The 19,863-nt window shown below is 72.1% G+C and carries 21 protein-coding genes and 1 riboswitch; of the genes, 11 read left to right on the top strand and 10 right to left on the bottom strand.

Features of this window, described 5'->3' with window-relative positions; genetic code table 11:
* Positions 1-102: 102 nt before the first annotated feature.
* From CIB93_RS22660 to CIB93_RS22650, 3 genes are all read right to left on the bottom strand, one after another.
* Positions 103-504: a DUF3040 domain-containing protein gene (locus CIB93_RS22660; protein ID WP_096629348.1), complete on the bottom strand. Its 402-nt coding sequence runs from the start codon at positions 502-504 to the stop codon at positions 103-105.
* A gap of 247 nt (positions 505-751) precedes the next feature.
* Positions 752-1,510: a bifunctional 2-polyprenyl-6-hydroxyphenol methylase/3-demethylubiquinol 3-O-methyltransferase UbiG gene (locus CIB93_RS22655; protein WP_096629347.1), complete on the bottom strand. Its 759-nt coding sequence runs from the start codon at positions 1,508-1,510 to the stop codon at positions 752-754.
* A 105-nt stretch (positions 1,511-1,615) separates the two neighbouring features.
* Positions 1,616-2,143, bottom strand: coding sequence for an SAV_6107 family HEPN domain-containing protein (locus tag CIB93_RS22650; protein ID WP_096629345.1), 528 nt, complete (start codon positions 2,141-2,143; stop codon positions 1,616-1,618).
* Between the two features lie 165 nt (positions 2,144-2,308).
* Here CIB93_RS22650 and CIB93_RS22645 point away from each other — a divergent pair, with 165 nt between their 5' ends.
* The 5 genes from CIB93_RS22645 (at position 2,309) to CIB93_RS22625 (ending at position 8,339) form a co-directional block, all read left to right on the top strand.
* Positions 2,309-3,070 carry an ATP-binding cassette domain-containing protein gene (locus CIB93_RS22645; protein WP_096629343.1) on the top strand — a complete coding sequence of 254 codons (762 nt, stop codon included), beginning with the start codon at positions 2,309-2,311 and terminating at the stop codon, positions 3,068-3,070.
* Positions 3,042-5,129, top strand: coding sequence for a YhgE/Pip family protein (locus CIB93_RS22640; protein WP_096629341.1), 2,088 nt, complete (start codon positions 3,042-3,044; stop codon positions 5,127-5,129). Before CIB93_RS22645 ends, CIB93_RS22640 begins: the two co-directional genes overlap by 29 nt.
* 29 nt (positions 5,130-5,158) lie before the next feature.
* On the top strand, positions 5,159-5,770 hold the full coding sequence (locus CIB93_RS22635; RefSeq protein WP_096629340.1) for a TetR/AcrR family transcriptional regulator: 612 nt from the start codon (positions 5,159-5,161) through the stop codon (positions 5,768-5,770).
* 364 nt (positions 5,771-6,134) lie between these two features.
* On the top strand, positions 6,135-6,752 hold the full coding sequence (locus CIB93_RS22630) for a DUF4126 domain-containing protein (protein WP_096629338.1): 618 nt from the start codon (positions 6,135-6,137) through the stop codon (positions 6,750-6,752).
* Between the two features lie 81 nt (positions 6,753-6,833).
* Positions 6,834-8,339 (top strand): NAD(P)/FAD-dependent oxidoreductase, encoded by a 1,506-nt coding sequence (locus CIB93_RS22625; RefSeq protein WP_179500205.1) that lies wholly within the window; start codon positions 6,834-6,836, stop codon positions 8,337-8,339.
* 124 nt (positions 8,340-8,463) lie between these two features.
* On the opposite strand, the gene CIB93_RS22620 is transcribed toward CIB93_RS22625, so the two are convergent.
* The 6 genes from CIB93_RS22620 to CIB93_RS22595 form a co-directional block, all read right to left on the bottom strand.
* The gene (locus CIB93_RS22620; protein ID WP_096629335.1) at positions 8,464-9,372 is read right to left on the bottom strand and encodes a hypothetical protein; all 909 of its coding nucleotides are present in this window, start codon (positions 9,370-9,372) and stop codon (positions 8,464-8,466) included.
* A 49-nt stretch (positions 9,373-9,421) separates the two neighbouring features.
* Positions 9,422-10,339, bottom strand: coding sequence for a methylenetetrahydrofolate reductase [NAD(P)H] (gene metF / locus CIB93_RS22615; RefSeq protein WP_096629334.1), 918 nt, complete (start codon positions 10,337-10,339; stop codon positions 9,422-9,424).
* 127 nt (positions 10,340-10,466) lie between these two features.
* Complete coding sequence (gene thiE / locus CIB93_RS22610) at positions 10,467-11,117, bottom strand: thiamine phosphate synthase (protein WP_096629332.1); 651 nt, start codon at positions 11,115-11,117, stop codon at positions 10,467-10,469.
* Between the two features lie 75 nt (positions 11,118-11,192).
* Entirely contained in the window at positions 11,193-11,558 is a 366-nt protein-coding gene (locus CIB93_RS22605) for an Rv2175c family DNA-binding protein (protein WP_096629331.1), read from the bottom strand.
* Positions 11,559-11,639: 81 nt separating this feature from the next.
* A complete protein-coding gene (locus tag CIB93_RS22600) occupies positions 11,640-12,884 on the bottom strand; it encodes an NAD(P)/FAD-dependent oxidoreductase (RefSeq protein WP_096629329.1) in 1,245 nt (414 codons plus the stop codon).
* A gap of 29 nt (positions 12,885-12,913) precedes the next feature.
* Positions 12,914-13,255, bottom strand: a complete 342-nt coding sequence (locus CIB93_RS22595) for a hypothetical protein (RefSeq protein WP_096629328.1) — start codon at positions 13,253-13,255, stop codon at positions 12,914-12,916.
* A 63-nt stretch (positions 13,256-13,318) separates the two neighbouring features.
* Positions 13,319-13,431, top strand: a riboswitch (TPP riboswitch).
* Here CIB93_RS22595 and thiO point away from each other — a divergent pair.
* The 5 genes from thiO (at position 13,429) to CIB93_RS22570 (ending at position 18,587) form a co-directional block, all read left to right on the top strand.
* On the top strand, positions 13,429-14,622 hold the full coding sequence (thiO, locus tag CIB93_RS22590; protein WP_096629326.1) for a glycine oxidase ThiO: 1,194 nt from the start codon (positions 13,429-13,431) through the stop codon (positions 14,620-14,622). Its footprint overlaps the riboswitch before it by 3 nt.
* The gene (gene thiS / locus CIB93_RS22585) at positions 14,619-14,858 is read left to right on the top strand and encodes a sulfur carrier protein ThiS (RefSeq protein ID WP_096629324.1); all 240 of its coding nucleotides are present in this window, start codon (positions 14,619-14,621) and stop codon (positions 14,856-14,858) included. Before thiO ends, thiS begins: the two co-directional genes overlap by 4 nt.
* 2 nt (positions 14,859-14,860) lie before the next feature.
* Positions 14,861-15,655 (top strand): thiazole synthase, encoded by a 795-nt coding sequence (locus CIB93_RS22580; RefSeq protein ID WP_096629323.1) that lies wholly within the window; start codon positions 14,861-14,863, stop codon positions 15,653-15,655.
* Between the two features lie 115 nt (positions 15,656-15,770).
* On the top strand, positions 15,771-17,717 hold the full coding sequence (gene pknB / locus CIB93_RS22575) for a Stk1 family PASTA domain-containing Ser/Thr kinase (protein ID WP_096629321.1): 1,947 nt from the start codon (positions 15,771-15,773) through the stop codon (positions 17,715-17,717).
* 6 nt (positions 17,718-17,723) lie between these two features.
* On the top strand, positions 17,724-18,587 hold the full coding sequence (locus CIB93_RS22570; RefSeq protein WP_096629320.1) for a deoxyribonuclease IV: 864 nt from the start codon (positions 17,724-17,726) through the stop codon (positions 18,585-18,587).
* 5 nt (positions 18,588-18,592) lie between these two features.
* Here CIB93_RS22570 and CIB93_RS22565 read toward each other — a convergent pair whose 3' ends face one another.
* The gene (locus CIB93_RS22565; protein WP_096629318.1) at positions 18,593-19,225 is read right to left on the bottom strand and encodes a sulfite oxidase-like oxidoreductase; all 633 of its coding nucleotides are present in this window, start codon (positions 19,223-19,225) and stop codon (positions 18,593-18,595) included.
* 158 nt (positions 19,226-19,383) lie between these two features.
* On the opposite strand from CIB93_RS22565, the gene bfr reads away from it, so the two are divergent.
* Positions 19,384-19,863: a bacterioferritin gene (bfr, locus tag CIB93_RS22560; protein WP_007451289.1), complete on the top strand. Its 480-nt coding sequence runs from the start codon at positions 19,384-19,386 to the stop codon at positions 19,861-19,863.

The raw sequence follows: 19,863 nt of genomic DNA, 5'->3' as shown, positions 1-19,863 counted from the left end.
GGGTCCGAGCGCACATGGCTGAGGGGCGCCCGCAGAAATACGGGCGCCCCTCAGCCATCGGTGTCATACGTCGTACGCCCGCCAGGGATGACGGGGCAGCACCTAGCCCTGTTCGTCGCGGCGGCGCTGCCACCGCTGCTCGATGCGGTTCATCATCGACCGGCGTTGTCTGGGTCGGCGGCGTGCACCGCTCTCCCCGCTGCCTGCGGCGGCCTGCTGCTGTTCACCGGGCTTGGGCGCCTTGCGCCATCCGGTGACCGCGAGCACGGCGCAGCCGAGCATGACGAGGAACCCCACCACGCTGATCCAGATCTGCTGGGCGACCATTCCGGCCATGAGGAGCGCGATACCCACCAGGAAGCCAGCGACCGCCTGGTAGACCCTTTTCCGGGTGTACGTACGCAGTCCGCTTCCCTCGAGCGCTGTCGCGAACTTGGGATCTTCGGCGTACAGCGCTCGCTCCATCTGCTCGAGCATGCGCTGCTCGTGCTCCGAGAGCGGCACGGGATCCTCCTCGTCGTCGGCCGCGGGGGCGACCGGTATGCGGCCCTTCCAGGATAGGCAGGGATTCGCCCCCGTGAAACCCGCCCTCTAGCGTTCAGCCAGTCCGGACCGCTATGTCGGCTCGGCTGCTGAGGCGTAGATTCCCCGACGACCGATCCGTCATGCCGGATGGTGTCACCCGATCATACGGGGCGTACGCCCCGTACGGGGGTCCTGAGACCGACTCCGTCCGGAGCTGCGTTGCTGATCAGCGGCGCTTCTCGCCCAGAACGTGCAGTTGCGTGGCGACGGAGTGGAACGCGGGCTGCTCGGCGGCGGCCGCTTCGAGCTTCAGGAGGGCCTCGACGGCACCGGGCTCGGTGTCCACCAGGACGCCGGGCACGAGGTCGGCGAAGACCCGCACGCCGTGCACCGCGCCGACCTCCAGACCGGCCCCGGAAACCAGGTCGGCGAGCTGCTCGGCGGTGAAGCGGCGGGGCACAGGGTCGCCCTCGCCCCAGCGGCCCGCCGGGTCGGTCAGCGCGTGGCGGGCCTCGGTGAAGTGACCGGCGAGCGCGCGGGCCAGGACGGCTCCGCCCACTCCGGCGGCCAACAGGCTGAGCGCGCCGGAGGGGCGCAGCGCCTCGACCGCGTTGCGTACGCCCTCGGCGGGCTCGTCGACATACTCCAGAACGCCGTGGCAGAGCACCGCGTCGAAGCCGCCGCGCTCCACGACGTCGAACAGGCCGAGGATGTCGCCCTGGACCCCGCGGACCCGGTCGGCGACGCCGGCCTCGGCCGCGCGGCGCTCCAGGGCGAAGAGCGCGTTGGGGCTGGGGTCGACGACCGTGACCCGATGGCCGAGCCGGGCGGCGGGCACCGCGAAGTTGCCGGTGCCGCCGCCGGTGTCCAGGACGTCCAGGGCGTCACTGCCGGTCGCCTTGACCTGACGGTCCAGGGCGTCCTTGAGGACCTCCCAGACCACGGCGGTACGGAGGGAGGCGCGGGGGCGCGGCTGGTCCGACACGGCAGATGACTCCTCGGCACGGTGCCGCCGGGGGCGGCGGAGCGTGAACAGTGCGGGTGGTGATGTGAGCGGTCACCACCCTATTGCCTCGCCCCGCCGTCCAGGTCACCCGCCGCCGGGGCGCTCCGGACGAGGTTGGGGAAGCACCGGCTGGAGCGCCAGCAGCCGTTCCACCAGGCGCAGGAACATGGCCGCGTCGCGCAGCAGATCATCCGCGTCCCGCCCGCTGGCCGCCCCTGGCATGCCCGCCTCCGCACGGGCCCGTCGCAGGGCTCCCGCAGCGAACAGGGCGCTCCACTCGGTCAGCTCGGGGGCTATCTCCGGGAGGACTTCCCAGGCACTCCGGATGCGCTCACGGCGGCGCTTGTTCGTCTCGGGGCGGCCGCGGGCGGCCAGCACGGCCGCCGCGGTGCGCAGGGCGGCGAGGTGGGCGGTGGCATAGCGCTCGTTGGGCTCGTGGAGCACGGCGGCCTCGTCCAGGCCGGACCGGGCCTTGGCGAGCAGATCGAGCGCGGCGGGCGGCGCCGAGGCACGGCGCAGAACGGGGTGGACATCGCTGGACGCACCGGTCAGTGAGGGGGCAGGGCTGCCTGCGCGGCGCCGCGGGGCGGCGGCTGCGGACGAGCTGGCCATGACGAACCTCCTGTCGTCGTGTGACGGCTTCGTGGCCGTCTGTGTCCATGGTGGCGGCCCCCACTGACAATCGACCCGACCACCCCTCTGACCTGCCACTTTGCTTCGAGTGCGAGTTCGGACTACTTTTTGCACTGACCGGTCAGTTTAAATAGGGGAGGGTCTGTGGAGAGCCCGCACGGCGCCGCGGTACGCGCCGAGGACTTTGGACTCAAGGGGCCGCGCGGCTGGGCCTTTCGGAACGTGGAGTTCAGCGCCGAGCCAGGTGCGCTGGTGGCGATCGAGGGGCCTTCGGGGACGGGCCGCACCTGCCTGCTGCTCGCCCTGACCGGCCGGATGCGCACCACCGAGGGGCACGCGGAGGTCGGTGGGCTGCAGCTGCCCAGGCAGGCCGCCGCAGTCCGCCGGATCGCCGCCCTCGGCCCGGTCCCGGCGGTCAGCGAGCTGGACCCGGCCTTCACCGTCGCCGAGCACCTGGGCGAGCGCTCACTGCTCCAGGGCCGCTACGGAACCTCCCTGCGCACCCTGCTGCGCCCGCGCGCCGAGCGCCGGGCCGCCGCCGAGGCCCGGGTCGACGAGGCCCTCGAAGCCGCGGGGCTCGACCCCGCCGCCCTGCCGAAGTCGGGGCGCACCTCCGTACGGGACCTGGAGCGTCTTGAGGCGCTGCGGCTCTCCGTCGCCCTGGCGCTCATCGGCAAGCCGCATCTGCTCGCCGTCGACGACACCGACCTCAAGCTCTCGGACGCCGAACGCGCCGAGGCCTGGGCGCTGCTGCGCTCCGTGGCCGAGGCCGGGACGACCGTGCTCGCCGTGTGCAGCGAGGCCCCCGAGGACACCCACGTCGTGCGTACCGCGCCCGCACTCGCCCCCGCACCCACCACCGAAGAGGAGACGGCCGATGCGTTCGCCGAAGCTGGCCGCGCTTGAGCTGAAGCGGTTCGGCAGGGGGAAGCTGCCCGCCGCCGCACTGGTCGCCCTGCTGCTCCTGCCGCTGCTCTACGGCGCCCTGTACCTGTGCTCCTTCTGGGACCCGTACGGGAAGCTCGACAAGCTGCCCGTCGCGCTGGTCAACAACGACAAGGGGGCCACCAGCGACGGCAAGCGCGTCACCGCAGGGGACGAGATCAGCAAGAAGCTGCTCGACTCCAAGGTGTTCGCCTGGCACGAGGTGAGCTCCGCCGAGGCCCTCAAGGGCGTCGAGGACGGCACGTACTACCTCTCGCTGACCATGCCGTCCGAGTTCAGTAAGAAGATCGCGTCCAGCGGCGGGGACTCCCCCGAGACCGGCGCGCTCCAGGTGCGGACGAACGACGCCAACAACTACATCGTCGGGCAGATCTCCAAGACGGTCTTCGGCGAGGTGCGCAACGCCGCCTCCACGAACGCCTCCCGGGGCTTCCTGGACCGCATCTTCATCAACTTCTCCGATCTGCACGACAAGACCGCCGAGGCGGCCAAGGGCGCCGACGACCTCAAGGGCGGCATCTCCAAGGCGAAGCAGGGGTCCAAGGACCTCGCGGACGGACTCAAGGACTCCAAGGCGGGCAGCAAGAAGCTCTCCGACGGGATCGCCAAGCTGAACCAGGGCTCCCGCGACCTCGCGACGGGCTCCCGTCAGGTCGCCGGAGGCACCCAGGTCCTGGCCGACAAGGTCAACGGGATCGCCGGGGACGTACGCCCGTTCTTCAAGGACAACGGGAAGTCCATCGGGGACACCGCCCGGCTGGTCGCCGACACCTCGGGGGCCGTACGGCACAACCTCGACCTGCTCGTGAAGAGCGCGCCCACCGCGGCCACCCGCGCCAGGAAGGCCGCCGACGACCTCGCCGAGATCCACCGCACCCAGTGCGAGGAGGCCGCGGAGCCCGACGCGACGGCCTGCCCGCCGCTGGAGCGGGCGAAGGTCGCGGCCGACGATGCCGCGAAGATCGCCGCCGATGTGAACACCCTGGTCAGCAACCAGAACGGCGACCTCAAGAAGCTGAGCAGCCAGCTGGTCACCTTCCAGAAGCAGGCCGAGGCGCTCGCGAAGCGCGCCCCGACGCTGGACGACGACCTGGCGGCGGCCGTCAGCAAGGTCAACGAGCTCAACACCGGCGCCCACAAGGTCGCCAAGGGCGCACAGGCGCTGCACATCGGACTCGGCAACGCGCAGACCGGCTCCAGCAACCTGGACACCGGTGTCGGCAAGCTGAAGACCGGTGCGGAGAACCTGGACGGCGGGCTGTTCCGGCTCGGCGACGGCTCGGCCGAGCTGGCCCAGGGCCTCCACGACGGCGCGGACAAGATCCCGAACTATGACAAGAAGGACCGCGACGCGCGGACCGACGTCATGGCCGACCCGGTGCAGCTGGCCTCCAAGTCGCTGCACGCGGCACCCAACTACGGCACCGGCTTCGCCCCCTACTTCATCCCGCTGTCCCTGTGGGTCGGCGCGATGGTGGCGTACATGCTGATCCAGCCGCTCAACCGGCGGGCGCTCGCCGCCGGAGCCTCCTCGTGGCGGATCGCGCTGGCCGGCTGGCTGCCGGTCGCTTCCCTCGGCGCCCTCCAGGTCGGTGCCCTGATGGCCGTCCTGCACTGGGGTCTCGGCCTCCAGATGGAGCACGCCGCCGGAACCCTCGGCTTCCTGGCCCTGGTGACCTGCTGCTTCGCCGCGATCGTGCAGTGGCTGAACGCCTGCTTCGGGGCGGCCGGGCGGATCCTGGTGCTGGTGGTGCTGATGCTCCAGCTGACCTCGGCCGGGGGGACCTACCCCGTCCAGACCAGCCCCGGCTTCTTCGGTGCGATCCACCCGTTCCTCCCCATGACGTACGTCGTCGAGGGGCTGCGCAGGCTGATCACGGGCGGGCCGCTCACCCCGGTCTGGGTGGGCTGCGCGGTGCTGGCGGCCTTCACCGTCGGCGCGCTCGCCCTCACCGCGTTCACGGCGCGCCGCAAGCAGGTGTGGAGCCTGAGCAGGCTGCACCCGGAGCTGAGCCTGTGAGCACGGCGGGACCTGGGAGAATCGGTGTCATGGAAAGCAGTGGCACGACGCGGCGCCAGGCCACCCGGCAGAGGCTCTACGAGGCGGCGGTGACCCTCATCGCCGAGAAGGGCTTCTCGACGACCACCGTCGACGAGATCGCCGAGCGGGCCGGGGTCGCCAAGGGCACGGTCTACTACAACTTCAAGAGCAAGACCGAGCTGTTCGAGGAGCTGCTCCGGCACGGCGTGGGGCTGCTCACCGCCTCGCTGCGGGCCGCCGCCGAGGAGTCCGCGGAGCGCGGTGGCACCCGGGTCGAGGCCCTGGACGCGATGATCCGGGCCGGGCTCGACTTCATCGACCGCTACCCGGCCTTCACCCAGCTGTACGTGGCCGAGCTCTGGCGCACCAACCGCGCCTGGCAGTCCACGCTGCTGGTGGTACGTCAGGAGGCCGTCGCGGTCGTCGAGGACGTGCTGCGGGAGGCGGTGCGCACGGGTGAACTGAGCGAGGAGATCGACATCCCGCTGACGGCAGCCGCGCTGGTCGGGATGGTGCTGGTGGCGGCGCTGGACTGGCAGGCGTTCCAGCCGGAGCGCTCGATCGACGAGGTCCACTCGGCGCTGTCCCTGCTGCTGCACGGGCGGGTCAGCGGGCACTGAAAGCCGCCCGGGGCGTGCGGTACCGGAAAAGCCGAAGACGCCGGCCGCTGGAGTTCGCGTCCCCCGTGAACTCCATCGGACCGGCGTCTTCCGTGCTGCGGAAACCCGTTCCCCGTGACCCCGTATGTCCCCCGTGGTCCCCGGGCCTCCGTCGTGCACCCCCGTTGCGTCGGGGGAACCGCGCCGTTCCGCCGCCCCGTGCCGGCGGTCCTGGCGCAGCGCCCCTTCCGTGGTCATCACTCTGCCGTCCGCGCAGGTGGGGGCCTATCCGCGCAGCTACTCATCTGTGTCCCTAGGTACGGATACTCAGGGCTGCGCCGGACCCCACCCCGGGCGTGGCGAGGGGGTCGTTACGATCACCTGCGTGTCCGTAATCCCCCTGGTGTTCACAAGCGGCTGGGCGAGCGGGATCAACGCCTATGCGGTGGTCCTGTTGCTCGGCGTCTTCGGTGCGACCGGAGTGTCCGACGAGGTGCCCGCCGCACTCCAGCGCACCGATGTCCTGATCGTGGCCGGTGTGCTGTTCCTCTGCGAGGTGGTCGCGGACAAGATCCCCTATGTGGACTCGGTCTGGGACACGGCGCACACCGTGATCCGGCCGGTGGCCGGGGCGGTGGTGGCCGCGCTGCTGGCCGGGGAGAGCGGTTCGCTGCCGGAGCTGACGGCGGGGGCCATCGGCGGTTCCACCGCACTGATGAGCCACCTGGTGAAGGCGGGCACGCGGATGGCCGTCAACACCTCCCCCGAGCCCTTCAGCAACATCGGGATCAGCATCGCCGAGGACCTCGGGGTCGCGGGGATCGTCACCTTCGCCATATTCAATCCGGTCGCGGCCGCGGTGATCGCCGGGGTTCTCCTGGTGCTCGGGATCGTCACAGTGATCTTCCTGGCCTCGCGCATCCGCCGCTTCCTGCGCCGCCGGGCACAGCGCCGCGAGGAGAAACGCCTGGCGGGAACGGGTGGCACCTGGCCTCCCGGCTGAGAGCCCGCCGAGTGTCCGCCATCCGGCCGAGGACACCCGGCGGGCTCTCAGCTGTCAGTGGTGGTCGCTAAAGTCGGCGGCATGGCACGAATTGCGGTGATCGGCGCCGGGACGGGCGCCATGGCGGCGGCGGCCCGGCTCGCCGTGGCGGGCAACAAGGTGACGGTGTACGAGCGCTCCACGAGCTACGGCGGCTCGGTCGGCCGCCATGCGCACGAGGGCTTCGTCTTCGACACCGGTCCGGGACTGCTGCATCTGCCGGCCGTCCAGCGGGACCTCTTCGTGAAGACCGGCAAGGAGCCGCTGGAGCAGTGCGTCACACTGACCCAGGTCGATCCGGCGAGCCGCCACGTCTTCGCCGACGGCACCGCGGTGTCCCTGCCCAACGCGTCCCGGGCCGGGGTGGCCGACGCTCTGGACGGGGCCCTCGGCGCGGGTGCCGGTGAGCGCTGGAGCGGCTTCATGGACCGGGCGCGGGACGCCTGGGACCGGTCTCGGCGGCCGTTGCTGGAGGAGCCGCTGCGGGCGGACCACCGGGTGCTGGCGCGCGACCCGTATCCGGCGCTGCGGCAGCGCCGTCTGCTGCGCGGGGCCCGGCAGGCGGGCACGGTCGCGGAGATCGGCGCGTGGGAGCTGGCTGACCCGCGCCTGGCCGCCCTGCTCGACGGGTACGCGCTCTCCTACGGTCTCGACCCGCGCACCGCCCCCGCGAGCGCGGCGCTCCTGCCGTACATGGAGCAGACCTTCGGCAGCTGGTACGTGATGGGCGGGATACGGGAGCTGGCCCGGGCGGTGTACGAGCGGTGCCTGGCCCGGCGGGTGGAGTTCGTCTTCGGGGCCGAGGTGGTCCGGGTCGTGGAGAAGGACGGCCGGGCGGCGGGCGTGGAGCTGACGGGCGGTGAGGTCGCCGAGGCCGACCGGGTCGTGCTCGGGGTGCGGCCGCGCCCCGGTCTGGTGCCGGGTCAGCAGCTGTGGGGCGCGGACGACGTGGCGGTCAGGGAGGCTGCGGTGCCGGGGCGGTTCTCGGTGCTGCTGTCCTTGCGCGGGGCCCGGGAGGCGGACGCCGTGCACCGGACCGTGGTGCACAGCGCGGACGGGGCGGCGGAGCAGGAGGCGGTGTTCGGGGGCCGGGTCGCCGAGCACCCCACGGTGACGGTGCTGAGGCCCGACGACCCGGCGACCCGCCCGGACGCGGCGCACGAGGCGGTGACGCTCACGGCGACGGTGGCGCCGCAGGGCCCGGTCGACTGGACGGACCCGGCGCTGCGGCAGCGGTTCACGGACGTCCTGGTGGAGCGGGCGGGGGCAGCCGTTCCCGGGCTGCGGGAGCGCGTCCGGTGGACGGAGGTCCGTACGCCGGCGGAGACCGAGGCCGAGACGGGGGCCGAGGGCGGTGCGGTGCCGCCGCCCGCGCTGGCCGGGGCCGGCGGCGCGCAGCTGCACCCGGGCAACCTCACCCGGCTGCCGGGGCTGTATCTCGCGGGCGGCTGGTCGCACCCGGGCGGCGGGCTCGCGCACGCCGGGATGTCGGGGACGCTGGTGGCCGGACTCATCGTGGAGGGGGACGACTTCCGCGGCTCCCGGTGAGCGGCTCCCGGCGAGGAGGGGCGCCGTCCGGCATCTGCTTGCGCCCGGCCGCCGCCCTTGAGCCCCACTGCAATCCCGCGGCAATCCCGCTGCCGACGGAGCGATCCCTCGGCAGCGGTGCTTCTCAGTAGCGGTACTGCTCGTTCTGGCCGGTGTCGTAGCCGTTGCCGTACGGAGCGGGCTGTGCGGGCTGCTCCGGGGACATCGGGGGGTAGTGCTCGGCGTCGCGCTGCTGCGGGACCCACACACCGCCGGGCGGGGTGTCGGTGCCGTAAGTCTCCGCGCCGTAGCTCTGGGCGTAGGGGTCCGCGTACTGCTGCTGGCCGCCCTGGCTGTCGTTGCCGTTGCCGTAGCTGTCGTAACCGCCGTAGGAAGGGCTCGGGTTGGTGGTGCCGATGTACGGGTCGGAGTAGGCGGCGTAGCTCTGCTGCCCGGTGCCGTAGTCGTATGTTCCGGCGTAGGGGTCCTGGGCGGGCTGCTGGTCGTAGCCGGTGTAGGGGTCGTACGAGGCGTAGTGCGGCTGGGCCGAGGGGTCCGCCTCCTGGCCGGTGCCGTTGGTGCCGTTGTCGAAGCCGGTGTCGCCGTACACACCGTACTGGCCGGTGTCGTCGGGGAGCGGCTGCGGTTCGTGGACGGACTCCGCGGGCGGGGCGGCCGGGGGCTGGTCGTAGCCGGCGGCGGCGCCCTCCAGGTCCGAGACTTCCAGGTCCGAGACCTCCAGCGTGGGTTCCTTCACGGCGGCGCGCCCGCCGCCCTTGCGGCGGCGGCTCTCTCCCGGGCTGCCCCCTATGGCCCAGCCGGTGGAGAAGCCGCGCCGGAAGGAGAGCGTGACGAAGGTCTGGCCGGTGGCGAAGGCGAGCGTCCCGATGACGATGACCGGGACGGAGGCCAGCAGCACGCCGACGACCACGCCGAGGAATCCGGCGAAGGCGAGGAGCCGCCACCGCAGTCGTGCCTTGTACTGAAGCAGTACCTCGCCCAGCAGCCAGAGCGCCACCAGGCCGAATGCGATGTAGAGGACCGTCCAGCCCACGCCCGCCCCCTCCTTCGGCCGCAGCCGCTCGGGGGGCGGGTACGGCCGGTCACGACTGCTTGTGCAGTCCGAGTTTCTCGTAGATTTCGAGCGTTGCCGTCGAGTTGTTGAGCGTGATGAAGTGCAGTCCGGGCACACCTTCGGACAGCAGCTCCGCGCAGAACTCCGTTGCGAACTCGATGCCAATGGAGCGTACAGCGGCCGGATCGTCCTTGGCTGCGAGGATGCGCTCTTTCAACGACGCGGGCACGGTCGCGTTGCTGAGCTGGGGGAACTTTTCCAATTGCTTGACGCTGGTGAGCGGCATGACCTCGGGGATCACGGGCGTTTCACAACCCGCAGCGACCACCCGGTCACGCATCCGGAGATAGTCCGCCGGACGGAAGAACATCTGGGTGATCGCATAATCCGCTCCGGCGCGGCACTTGTCGACGAAATGACCGATGTCGGTCTCCCAGTCGGTGGACCGGGGGTGCATTTCCGGGAATGCGGCGACGCCGACGCAGAAGTCCCCCGCTTCCTTGATGAGCCGGACGAGGTCGGCCGCGTACTTCACGCCCTGCGGGTGCTCGATCCACTGGCCCATCGGGTCGCCCGGCGGGTCGCCGCGGACCGCGAGGATGTTCCTGATGCCCGCGTCGGCGTACTGCCCGACCATGTTGCGCAGCTCGGCGACCGAGTGGTTGACCGCGGTGAGGTGGGCGACCGGGGTGAGCGTGGAGTCGGCGGCGATCTCCTGGGTGGCCTTGACCGTCCCGGCGCGGGTCGAGCCGCCGGCGCCGTAGGTCACGGAGACGAAGCTCGGGCGCACCGCCTCGACCCGGCGCAGCGCGTTCCAGAGGTTCCGCTCGCCCTTCTCGGTCTTGGGCGCCCAGAACTCGAAGGAGTACGAGGTCTTGCCGGTCGCGAGCAGGTCACGCACGGTACGCGCGTGGTCTGTCCTGGTGGAGGGGGTGCCGAGGGCCATAAGGCGAGGTTAACCAGGGTGTGGACACTCACCCAACCAGAGCAGGGGACTTTGTCTTGTTTTGCCGGACTGTTGTCCACTCCTCGGACAATCGCCCCGAGATTCCCTCGACGGAGGTGAGGGGACTTCAGTGCGCGCGGGCCCTGATCCGCTTCGCCAGACCGGCGGTGGCGGTGGCCGGGTCGTCGGCCTCGGTGATCGCCCGGACGACGACGATCCGGCGAGCCCCGGCGTCCAGCACCTGGTCCAGGTTGTCCGCGTCGATCCCGCCGATGGCGAACCAGGGGCGCGGCTGGTCGAGCGACGCGGCGTAGCGCACGAGGTCGAGGCCGGGGGCGTACCGGCCGGGCTTGGTGGGGGTGGGCCAGCAGGGGCCGGTGCAGAAGTAGTCCACGCCGTCCTGGGCGACGGCGGCGTCGACCTCGGACTCGGCGTGCGTGGAGCGGCCGATCACCCGGTCCGTGCCGATGATCGCGCGGGCCGCGGGGACCGGAAGGTCGCCCTGGCCGAGGTGCAGGACATCCGCGCCGATGGCGTGGGCCACGTCCGCGCGGTCGTTCACCGCGAGCAGCTTGCCGTGCCGACGGCAGGCGTCGGCGAACACCGCGAGGTGCTCCAACTCCTCGGCGGCCTCCATGCCCTTGTCCCGGAGCTGGACGATGTCGACACCGGCGGTCAGCACGGCATCCAGGAAGGCGGGGAGGTCCCCCTGCCGCTTGCGGGCGTCCGTGCACAGGTAGAGCCGGGCGTCGGACAGCTGCTCGCGAGGCGTGGGCATGGTGTGGCTCCCCCGTGGTCGTGGCGGTGTGCGGGCCGCGCCCGGCGGCCCGCACACCACTCTCTGTCGTGTCGGTCAGACGGCGAGCGCCTGGGCGCGGCGCTTCACCTCCGTACCGCGATTCTCGCTCAGGGCCTGCGCGGGGGTGCCGGGCAGGGTCGGGTCGGGGGTGAAGAGCCACTCCAGCATCTCTTCGTCGGAGAAGCCGTCGTCCCTCAGGAGGGTCAGGGTGCCGGTCAGGCCCTTGACCACCTTGTCGCCGTCGATGAAGGCGGCGGGCACCTGAAGCGTCCGGTTCTCACCACGGCGTACGGCGATGAGCTGGCCTTCCTTGACCAGCTGCCGTACACGCGTCACCTCGACATCGAGCATTTCCGCGATGTCGGGGAGGTGGAGCCAGGCGGGGACGAGAGCATCGGTCTTTGCGTCAATCTCGGTCACAGGGACAAGCGTGCCACCTGGGACTGACAGTCGGTAGCCGGGTCCGACCGTACGGGGGTCGGGCACGAGGGGCCCCGGTCGTCACAGGGCAGCGGACTTGAGTGGTACGGCGGGGTCGGCGGCCCGCTCCGGGTCGAGGACGGCCCCCGATTCGATGAGCTTGCGGCCCTGGGCGAGGTCGCGCGGGCGGCTCACGGCGAGCACGGCGACCAGTGCGCCGTCGCGCAGCCAGCACACCGACCAGGCGGCCTCGGCCCCGTCCCCGCGCCACAGCAGGGTGTCGGCGTGCGCGTGGTGGCCCGCGTACTGCACGAAACGGCCGAACTGCTCGGACCAGAAGTACGGGACGGGGTCGTAGACGGGCATCGGCTCGCCGTTCTCGGCGGCCAGGATCGCGGCGGCCACGGTGCGCGGGCCCTGGAGGGCGTTGTCCCAGTGGTGGACCAGCAGGCGTGCCCCGTAGCGGGCGGAGGGGAAGGAGGCGCAGTCGCCGACCGCGTACACATCGGGCAGCGAGGTGCGCAGCGCGCTGTCGGCGGTGACCGAGCCGTCCGGGCCGAGCGCGACCCCGGACCCGGCGAGCCAGCCCGTGGCGGGGCGGGCGCCGATGCCGACGACCACGGCCCCGGCGGGCAGGGACCGGCCGTCCGCGAGGACCACGGCCCCCTCCTCGACGCGGTCGACCCGGGCGCCGGTGAGGAGTTCGGCGCCGCTCGCCGCGTACCAGTCGGCCATGGGCGCGGCCACCTCGGCGGGCAGGGCGCCCGCGAGCGGGCGGGCGGCGGCCTCGACGACGGTGACCGAGCAGCCCGCGGCGCGGGCGGCGGTGGCGAACTCCGCACCGATCCAGCCCGCGCCGACGACGACCACGTCGTGCTGCCGGTCCAGGACGGGCCGCAGCCGGGCGGCGTCGTCCAGGGTGCGCAGGAGATGGACGCCGGGCACGCCTTCGGAGCCGGGCAGGGTGATGGGCTCCGCGCCGGTCGCGAGGACCAGGACGTCGTAGCGGACGGGCCCCTCGACGGTGTCCAGGATGTGGTCGGCGGCGCGCAGGGCCGTGACGTCAAGACCGAGGCGCAGGGTGATGTCCAGGGCCTCGAAATCCACGTCGAAGGCGGAGTCCTCGGCCTTGCCGAGCAGGACAGCCTTGGACAGGGGCGGGCGGTCGTAGGGCTGGTGGGGCTCGGCGCCGATCAGGGTGACGGCTCCGGTGAAGCCCGCCTCCCGCAGGGCCACGGCGCTCTGCACCCCCGCCATGCCCGCTCCGACGACCACGACGTGCCGGGTCCGCTGTCGCGTCGCGTGGTGTTCCGTCTGCTCGCTCACACGTACCAGTCTATTCATCTGACGTACCGTCAGATAGCGACTTCCTCCACCACGCTCGTTCCGCTGCCCTCCTGGGACTCCCATTCCCAGCGCTCCTCCAGCCGCACCCTGCCGTCCGCGAGGTCGACGACGGTGGAGACGCAGTGGCCGGAGGATGTCGTTCCGTCCCGCTTGAGCTGGACGTAGCGGAAGTCGAGCGCGTCCCCGTCCCGGGTGCCGACGAGATGGCCGCGGACCACGTCGCCGCCCGCGTACTCGGCCCAGATCCGGCCGTCCCGCTCGTGGTAGGTGAAGCGGGTACGAGTACCCACCTGGCCCGGGGCCTGGTCGGCCACGGGCGAGAGGACGAGTCCGTCGAGCGAACGGGCCACGGTGGCTGCTCCCTTACTGGCGGCCTTACTGGCCGTGGGCGGGTGGGTTTAGGGTGGCCAAGGTAGAACACTCGCGGGAGCCCGGACGCACCGGGCTGAGAGGGAGGCTGGACGGCCTCCGACCGTACGAACCTGATCCGGGTCATGCCGGCGAAGGGAGGGGCTGGACACCCATGCGCGTCTCGGGGAAGACCTCCGGATCCGACGGATCCGACGTCCTCGTCATCGGGGGCGGAATCATCGGCCTGGTCACCGCCTGGCGGGCCGCCCAGCGCGGTCTGCGGGTCACGGTGGCCGATCCCGGTCCGGGCGGCGGCGCCGCCCTGGTCGCGGCGGGCATGCTGGCCGCCGTCACCGAACTGCACTACGGCGAGGAGACGCTGCTCGGGCTCAACCTCGCCTCCGCCGCCCGCTATCCGGCGTTCGTGGCGGAGCTGGAGGAAGCGAGCGGCCGGGACACCGGCTTCCGCGCCTGCGGCACCCTCGCGGTCGCGCTGGACGCCGACGACCGCGCGCATCTGCGCGAACTGCACGCCCTCCAGGAACGTTCGGGCCTGGAGTCGGTCTGGCTGAGCGGCCGCGAGTGCCGCCGTCTGGAGCCGATGCTGGCCCCGGGCGTCCGGGGCGGGCTGCGGGTCGACGGCGACCACCAGGTGGACCCCCGCCGCCTCGCCGCGGCGCTGCTGACCGCGTGCGAGCGGGCCGGGGTCGGCTTCCGCAGGGCGGCCGCCGAGCGGCTCACGGTGGCCGGGGGCCGGGCCGCCGGAGCGCTGCTCGGCGACGGTACGGAGTTCGCGGCCGACCAGGTCGTGCTCGCCGCGGGCAGCCTCAGCGGCCGGCTCGCGGGGCTCCCGCCGGAGCTCGTGCCGCCGGTCCGCCCGGTCAAGGGCCAGGTCCTCCGGCTCACCGTGCCCCCGGCGTACGCCCCCTTCCTCAGCCGCACCGTGCGCGCCGTGGTCCGCGGCGGCCACCTCTATCTCGTGCCGCGCGAGAACGGCGAGCTGGTCGTCGGCGCCACCAGCGAGGAGATGGGCTGGGACACCACGGTGACCGCGGGCGGGGTGTACGAGCTGCTGCGCGACGCCCACGAGCTGGTGCCCGGCATCACCGAACTGCCGCTCACCGAGACCCGGGCCGGTCTGCGCCCCGCATCGCCCGACAACGCACCGCTGCTCGGCCCGACCGCCCTGCCCGGCCTCCTGCTCGCCACCGGCCACCACCGCAACGGGGTCCTGCTGACACCCGTCACCGGTGAGGCGCTGGCCGACGCCCTGACCACCGGCGAGCTGCCCGAGGTGGCCCGCCCCTTCGCCCCCTCCCGCTTCGCGCCCGCCGCCGCCCCCGTACTCCAGGAGCAGCCCGTATGACCCAGCAGCCCACCGCACCGGAACCCGCCGCCACCGTCTCCGTCTCCGTCAACGGCGCGGCGCGTGCCGTTCCCGCAGGGACGGTTCTGGACGCCCTCGTGGCCACCCTCACCCCGGCCCGCTCGGGGGTCGCCGCCGCTGTCAACGAGAGCGTCGTCCCGCGCAGCCAGTGGGCCGCCACCACGCTCGGCGAGGGCGACCGCGTCGAAGTGCTCACCGCCGTACAGGGAGGCTGACCGTGTCCGACGACGTCTTCACGCTGGGACCGGCCACCTTCGGCTCCCGGCTCATCATGGGCACCGGCGGGGCGCCCAGCCTGGAGGTCCTGGAGCGCTCGCTGATCGCGTCCGGGACCGAGCTGACCACGGTCGCGATGCGCCGGCTCGACCCGACCGTGCAGGGCTCGGTCCTCTCGGTGCTGGAGCGGCTCTCCATCCGGGTCCTGCCGAACACCGCGGGCTGCTTCACCGCGGGCGAGGCCGTGCTGACCGCCCGGCTGGCCCGGGAGGCGCTCGGCACGAACTGGGTGAAGCTGGAGGTGGTGGCCGACGAGCGGACCCTGCTGCCCGACCCGATCGAGCTGCTGGACGCGGCGGAGATCCTGGTCGACGACGGGTTCACCGTGCTGCCCTACACCAACGACGACCCGGTCCTCGCCCGGAAACTGGAGGACGTGGGGTGCGCGGCGATCATGCCGCTCGGCTCCCCCATCGGCTCCGGGCTCGGCATCCGCAACCCGCACAACTTCGAGCTGATCGTCGAGCGGGCCGGGGTGCCGGTGATCCTCGACGCGGGGGCCGGGACCGCCTCGGACGCGGCACAGGCCATGGAGCTGGGGTGCGCCGCTGTGATGCTCGCCTCGGCGGTGACCCGGGCCCAGGAGCCGGAGCTGATGGCGGGCGCGATGCGGCACGCGGTGGAGGGCGGGCGGCTCGCGTACCGGGCGGGCCGGATTCCGCGCCGCCACTTCGCCGAGGCCTCGTCACCCGCGGAAGGGCGGGCCGTGCTCGATCCGGAGCGCCCGGCGTTCTGAGGCCGTCGCCCGCTCCCCACCTGGGGTCGTGTCCCGGTCACGGATCGGCTGCAGAACCGCTCCGGGAGTGCCCCGGACCGTCCGGAGTGTCAGCGGCGGCTCGTAGACTCTCCGGGTGGACACGACCCTCCAGGACCCTCTCGTAGGGCAGCTGCTCGACGGCCGGTATCGCATCGAGGCGCGCATCGCCGTCGGCGGGATGGCCACGGTCTACCGGGCCGTGGACACCCGCCTGGACCGGGTGCTCGCCCTCAAGGTGATGCACCCGGCGCTCGCCACCGACGTCTCGTTCGTCGAGCGCTTCATCCGTGAGGCCAAGTCGGTGGCCCGCCTCGCACACCCCAATGTGGTCGCGGTCTTCGACCAGGGCGCCCAGGGCGCGTACGTCTACCTCGCGATGGAGTACGTCGCGGGCTGCACCCTGCGCGATGTGCTGCGCGAGCGGGGCGCCCTGAAGCCCCGGGCGGCCCTGGACATCCTGGAGCCGGTCCTCGCCGCGCTGGGCGCAGCGCACCGGGCGGGGTTCGTACACCGGGACATGAAGCCGGAGAACGTCCTGATAGGGGACGACGGCCGGGTCAAGGTCGCCGACTTCGGCCTGGTCAGGGCGGTCGGCACGGCCACGGACACCACCGGTTCGCTGCTGGGCACGGTGTCGTATCTGGCCCCCGAACAGATCGAGCACGGCTCGGCCGACACCCGCAGTGATGTGTACGCCTGCGGGGTCGTGCTGTACGAGATGCTGACCGGCACCAAGCCGCACACCGGCGAGAACGCCGCCCAGGTGATCTACCAGCACCTCAACGCCGATGTCCCGGCCCCGTCCGCCGTCGTGCCGGGGCTCCCCGTGGCGCTGGACAGCCTGGTGGCGAGCGCGACCGCACGCAATCCCGAGGTGCGCCCGCACGACGCGGTGCTGCTGCTGGCCGAGGCCCGGGAGGCCCGGGCCGCGCTGACCGACGCCGAGCTGGACGCCCTGCCGCCGCAGGCGCTGTCGGAGGCGCACGACGGGGCGGACGACCGTACGAGCGTGATCCCCCGGGCTCTACCGGCGAGCGGCGACGGCACGGGCAACAGCGCCGGCGACGGAGTGCACCGCACGAGCCGTCTGGAGGCGCCACCGCCGGGTCCCGCACAGCGGCGCGGGACGGGTCGGCGCGGCCCCTTCGGCGGGCCGCACCGCAAGCTGATCGCCGTGCTCACCGCCGTGCTGCTGACCCTGGGCGTCGGTGCGGGCGTCTGGTACATCAACTCCGGGCAGTTCACCCAGGTCCCCTCGCTGCTCGGCCAGACCCAGAAGACCGCCGAGCAGCGGCTCGCGGACTCCGGGCTCGGGCTCAAGGGCGTGGACCGGGTCTTCAGCGACACGGTCGAGCGGGGCTCGGTCGTCAGCAGCGACCCCGCGTCGGGCGAGCGGATCCGGGGCAACGGCTCGGTGCGGCTGGTCGTCTCGCGCGGCCCGGAGATCGTGCGGGTGCCCGATGTGGTGGGCAGCTCCCTCGCGGACGCGCGGCGTTCCCTGAAGAAGGTGGGCCTGATCCCCGGCATGGCGACCAGGGAGTTCAGCGAGGACGTCGCCAGGGGCGAGGTGATCCGCACGGACCCGCGCGCGGGCACCGACCGCCGCCCCGATACGGCGGTGGCCCTCGTCGTCAGCAAGGGCAGCCCCGTCGACGTCCCGGACGTCACCGGGCTCCCGGTCGAGGACGCCACCGCCGAGCTGGAGGCCGAGGGGCTCAAGGCCGAGGTGCTGCCCGGCCGGGTCCACTCCTCCGAGGCCGCCGGCGACATCGCCGAGCAGTCCCCGGGCAGGGGCGCCGAGGCCGCCGAGGGCGACACGATCCAGCTGACCGTCTCCAAGGGGCCCCGGATGCTGGACGTCCCGGACGTCACCGGACGGAACGTCGACGAGGCGCGGAGCACCCTGGAGGAGGCGGGCTTCGAGGTGAAGGTCGACCGGCCGTTCCTCTCCTTCAGCGACACGGTCGCGCGCCAGTCCGTGGAGGGCGGCGAACAGGCCCCCGAGGGCTCCACCATCACGATCAGGACCAAGGGGCTGTAGGACGACATGCGTAACCCTGTGGGCGGCCATGTACCGGTGGCGGGCGGTCTCGCCAAGGTCGGCCTGGAGTACGCCGGTGAGCTGGCGGCGGAGACCGTGCAGGTCTTCGTGGCCAACCCGCGCGGCTGGGCGACGCCCGCCGGGAACCCGGCCCAGGACGAGCTGTTCCGCGCCGAGTGCGCGGCGGCCTCGATACCGGCGTACGTCCATGCCCCGTATCTGATCAACTTCGGTTCGCACACCGAGGCGACGGTCGAGAAGTCCGTGGAGTCCCTGCGCCACTCACTGCGCCGGGCCCGGGAGATCGGTGCGCTGGGCGTGGTGGTGCACACGGGGTCGGCGACCGGCGGGCGGCCGCGCGCCGAGGCGCTGGCCCAGGTGCGGACCCGCCTGCGGCCGCTGCTGGACGAGCTGACGCACGAGGACGATCCGGATCTGCTGCTGGAGTCGACCGCCGGGCAGGGGTCCTCGCTCTGCTCGCGGACCTGGGACTTCGGGCCGTACTTCGAGGCACTGGACTCCCACCCGAAGCTGGGGATCTGCCTGGACACCTGCCACATCTACGCCGCCGGGCACGATCTGACCGGCCCCTCAGGGATGCGGCAGACGCTGGATCTGCTGGTGGACACGGTCGGGGAGGGCCGGCTGAAGCTGATCCACGCCAATGACTCCAAGGACGTGGTGGGCGCCCACAAGGACCGGCACGAGAACATCGGCGCCGGTCATATCGGGGCGGAGCCCTTCGGGGAGCTGTTCACGCACCCGGCGACCGAGGGCGTACCGCTGATCATCGAGACGCCCGGCGGCAAGGAGGGGCACGCGGCGGACGTGGCCCGGCTGAAGGCCCTTCGCGAGACCCGTCGGAGCTAGGCCCGTCAGAACTCGGGGCCGTCCCCGGGCTCCTCCTGATACGAATAGCGCTGCTCGCGCCAGGGGTCGCCGATGTTGTGGTAGCCCCGCTCCTCCCAGAACCCGCGCCGGTCCGCCGTCATGTACTCGATGCCCCGGACCCACTTCGGGCCCTTCCAGGCGTACAGGTGGGGGACGACCAGGCGCAGCGGGAAGCCGTGCTCCGCGGTCAGCAGTTCGCCGTCCTTGTGGGTGGCGAAGAGGGCGCGCTCCGAGGCGAAGTCGGCCAGGCGAAGGTTCGAGGAGAAGCCGTACTCGGCCCACACCATCACATGGGTGACATCGGGTGCGGGCGGTGCCAGGTCGAGCACCGTACGGGCGAGGACCCCGCCCCATTCGGCGCCGATCATGCTGAACTTCGTCACGCAGTGGAGATCGGCGACCACCGAGGAGAACGGCAGCGCCGAGAAGTCCTGGTGGTTCCAGCAGTGCTTGTCACCGTCGGCGGTGGCCCCGAAGACCCTGAACTCCCAGCGGTCGGGCTTGAACTTGGGAACGGGCCCGTAATGGGTGACCGGCCATCCGCGTTGCAGTCGCTGTCCCGGCGGAAGCTCGGACTGCTCTGATTCGCGGTATTCCCGGCTTTCCGGCTGACCCATGCCTCCATGGTGACAGACAGCCAGGGGTGGTCATGACCAGGGCGGACCCGCATCCGGGCAACTCGTACTAAGCGTGCACTTACTGGACGGCCGCTGAGCGCGGTGCGAGGATCTGGCCAACTTGCCAGATCGATCACCGGTTGGAAGGAGCCTTTGCCATGCAGGGCGACCCCGAGGTCCTTGAGTTTCTCAATGAGCAGCTGACCGCCGAACTGACTGCGATCAACCAGTACTTCCTGCACGCCAAGATGCAGGACAACTTCGGTTGGACGAAGCTCGCCAAATACACCCGGGCCGAGTCCTTCGACGAGATGAAGCACGCCGAGATCCTCACCGACCGGATTCTGTTCCTGGACGGACTGCCCAACTACCAGCGGCTGTTCCACGTCCGGGTGGGCCAGACGGTCACCGAGATGTTCCAGGCGGACCGCCAGGTCGAGGTGGAGGCGATCGACCGCCTCAAGCGCGGTATCGAGGTGATGCGCGGCAAGGGCGACATCACGTCCGCGAACATCTTCGAGTCGATCCTTGAGGACGAGGAGCACCACATCGACTACCTCGACACTCAGCTGGAGCTGGTCGAGAAGCTCGGTGAGCCGCTCTACATCGCCCAGCTGATCGAGCAGCCGGAGAGCTGA

It is taken from the genome of Streptomyces sp. WZ.A104 (assembly GCF_002382885.1).
Lineage (GTDB): Bacteria > Actinomycetota > Actinomycetes > Streptomycetales > Streptomycetaceae > Streptomyces.
This window is presented reverse-complemented; position numbering and strand designations above follow the sequence as displayed.

Excerpts from the sequence above, each read along its gene's own strand:
- CIB93_RS22635 (WP_096629340.1), top strand. The coding sequence starts at position 5,159 with ATGGAAAGCAGTGGCACGACGCGGCGCCAGGCCACCCGGCAGAGGCTC.
- thiS (WP_096629324.1), top strand. The coding sequence starts at position 14,619 with ATGACCCAGCAGCCCACCGCACCGGAACCCGCCGCCACCGTCTCCGTC.
- metF (WP_096629334.1), bottom strand. The coding sequence starts at position 10,339 with ATGGCCCTCGGCACCCCCTCCACCAGGACAGACCACGCGCGTACCGTG.
- thiE (WP_096629332.1), bottom strand. The coding sequence starts at position 11,117 with ATGCCCACGCCTCGCGAGCAGCTGTCCGACGCCCGGCTCTACCTGTGC.
- CIB93_RS22625 (WP_179500205.1), top strand. The coding sequence starts at position 6,834 with ATGGCACGAATTGCGGTGATCGGCGCCGGGACGGGCGCCATGGCGGCG.
- bfr (WP_007451289.1), top strand. The coding sequence starts at position 19,384 with ATGCAGGGCGACCCCGAGGTCCTTGAGTTTCTCAATGAGCAGCTGACC.
- CIB93_RS22570 (WP_096629320.1), top strand. The coding sequence starts at position 17,724 with ATGCGTAACCCTGTGGGCGGCCATGTACCGGTGGCGGGCGGTCTCGCC.
- CIB93_RS22640 (WP_096629341.1), top strand. The coding sequence starts at position 3,042 with ATGCGTTCGCCGAAGCTGGCCGCGCTTGAGCTGAAGCGGTTCGGCAGG.
- thiO (WP_096629326.1), top strand. The coding sequence starts at position 13,429 with ATGCGCGTCTCGGGGAAGACCTCCGGATCCGACGGATCCGACGTCCTC.
- CIB93_RS22650 (WP_096629345.1), bottom strand. The coding sequence starts at position 2,143 with ATGGCCAGCTCGTCCGCAGCCGCCGCCCCGCGGCGCCGCGCAGGCAGC.
- CIB93_RS22565 (WP_096629318.1), bottom strand. The coding sequence starts at position 19,225 with ATGGGTCAGCCGGAAAGCCGGGAATACCGCGAATCAGAGCAGTCCGAG.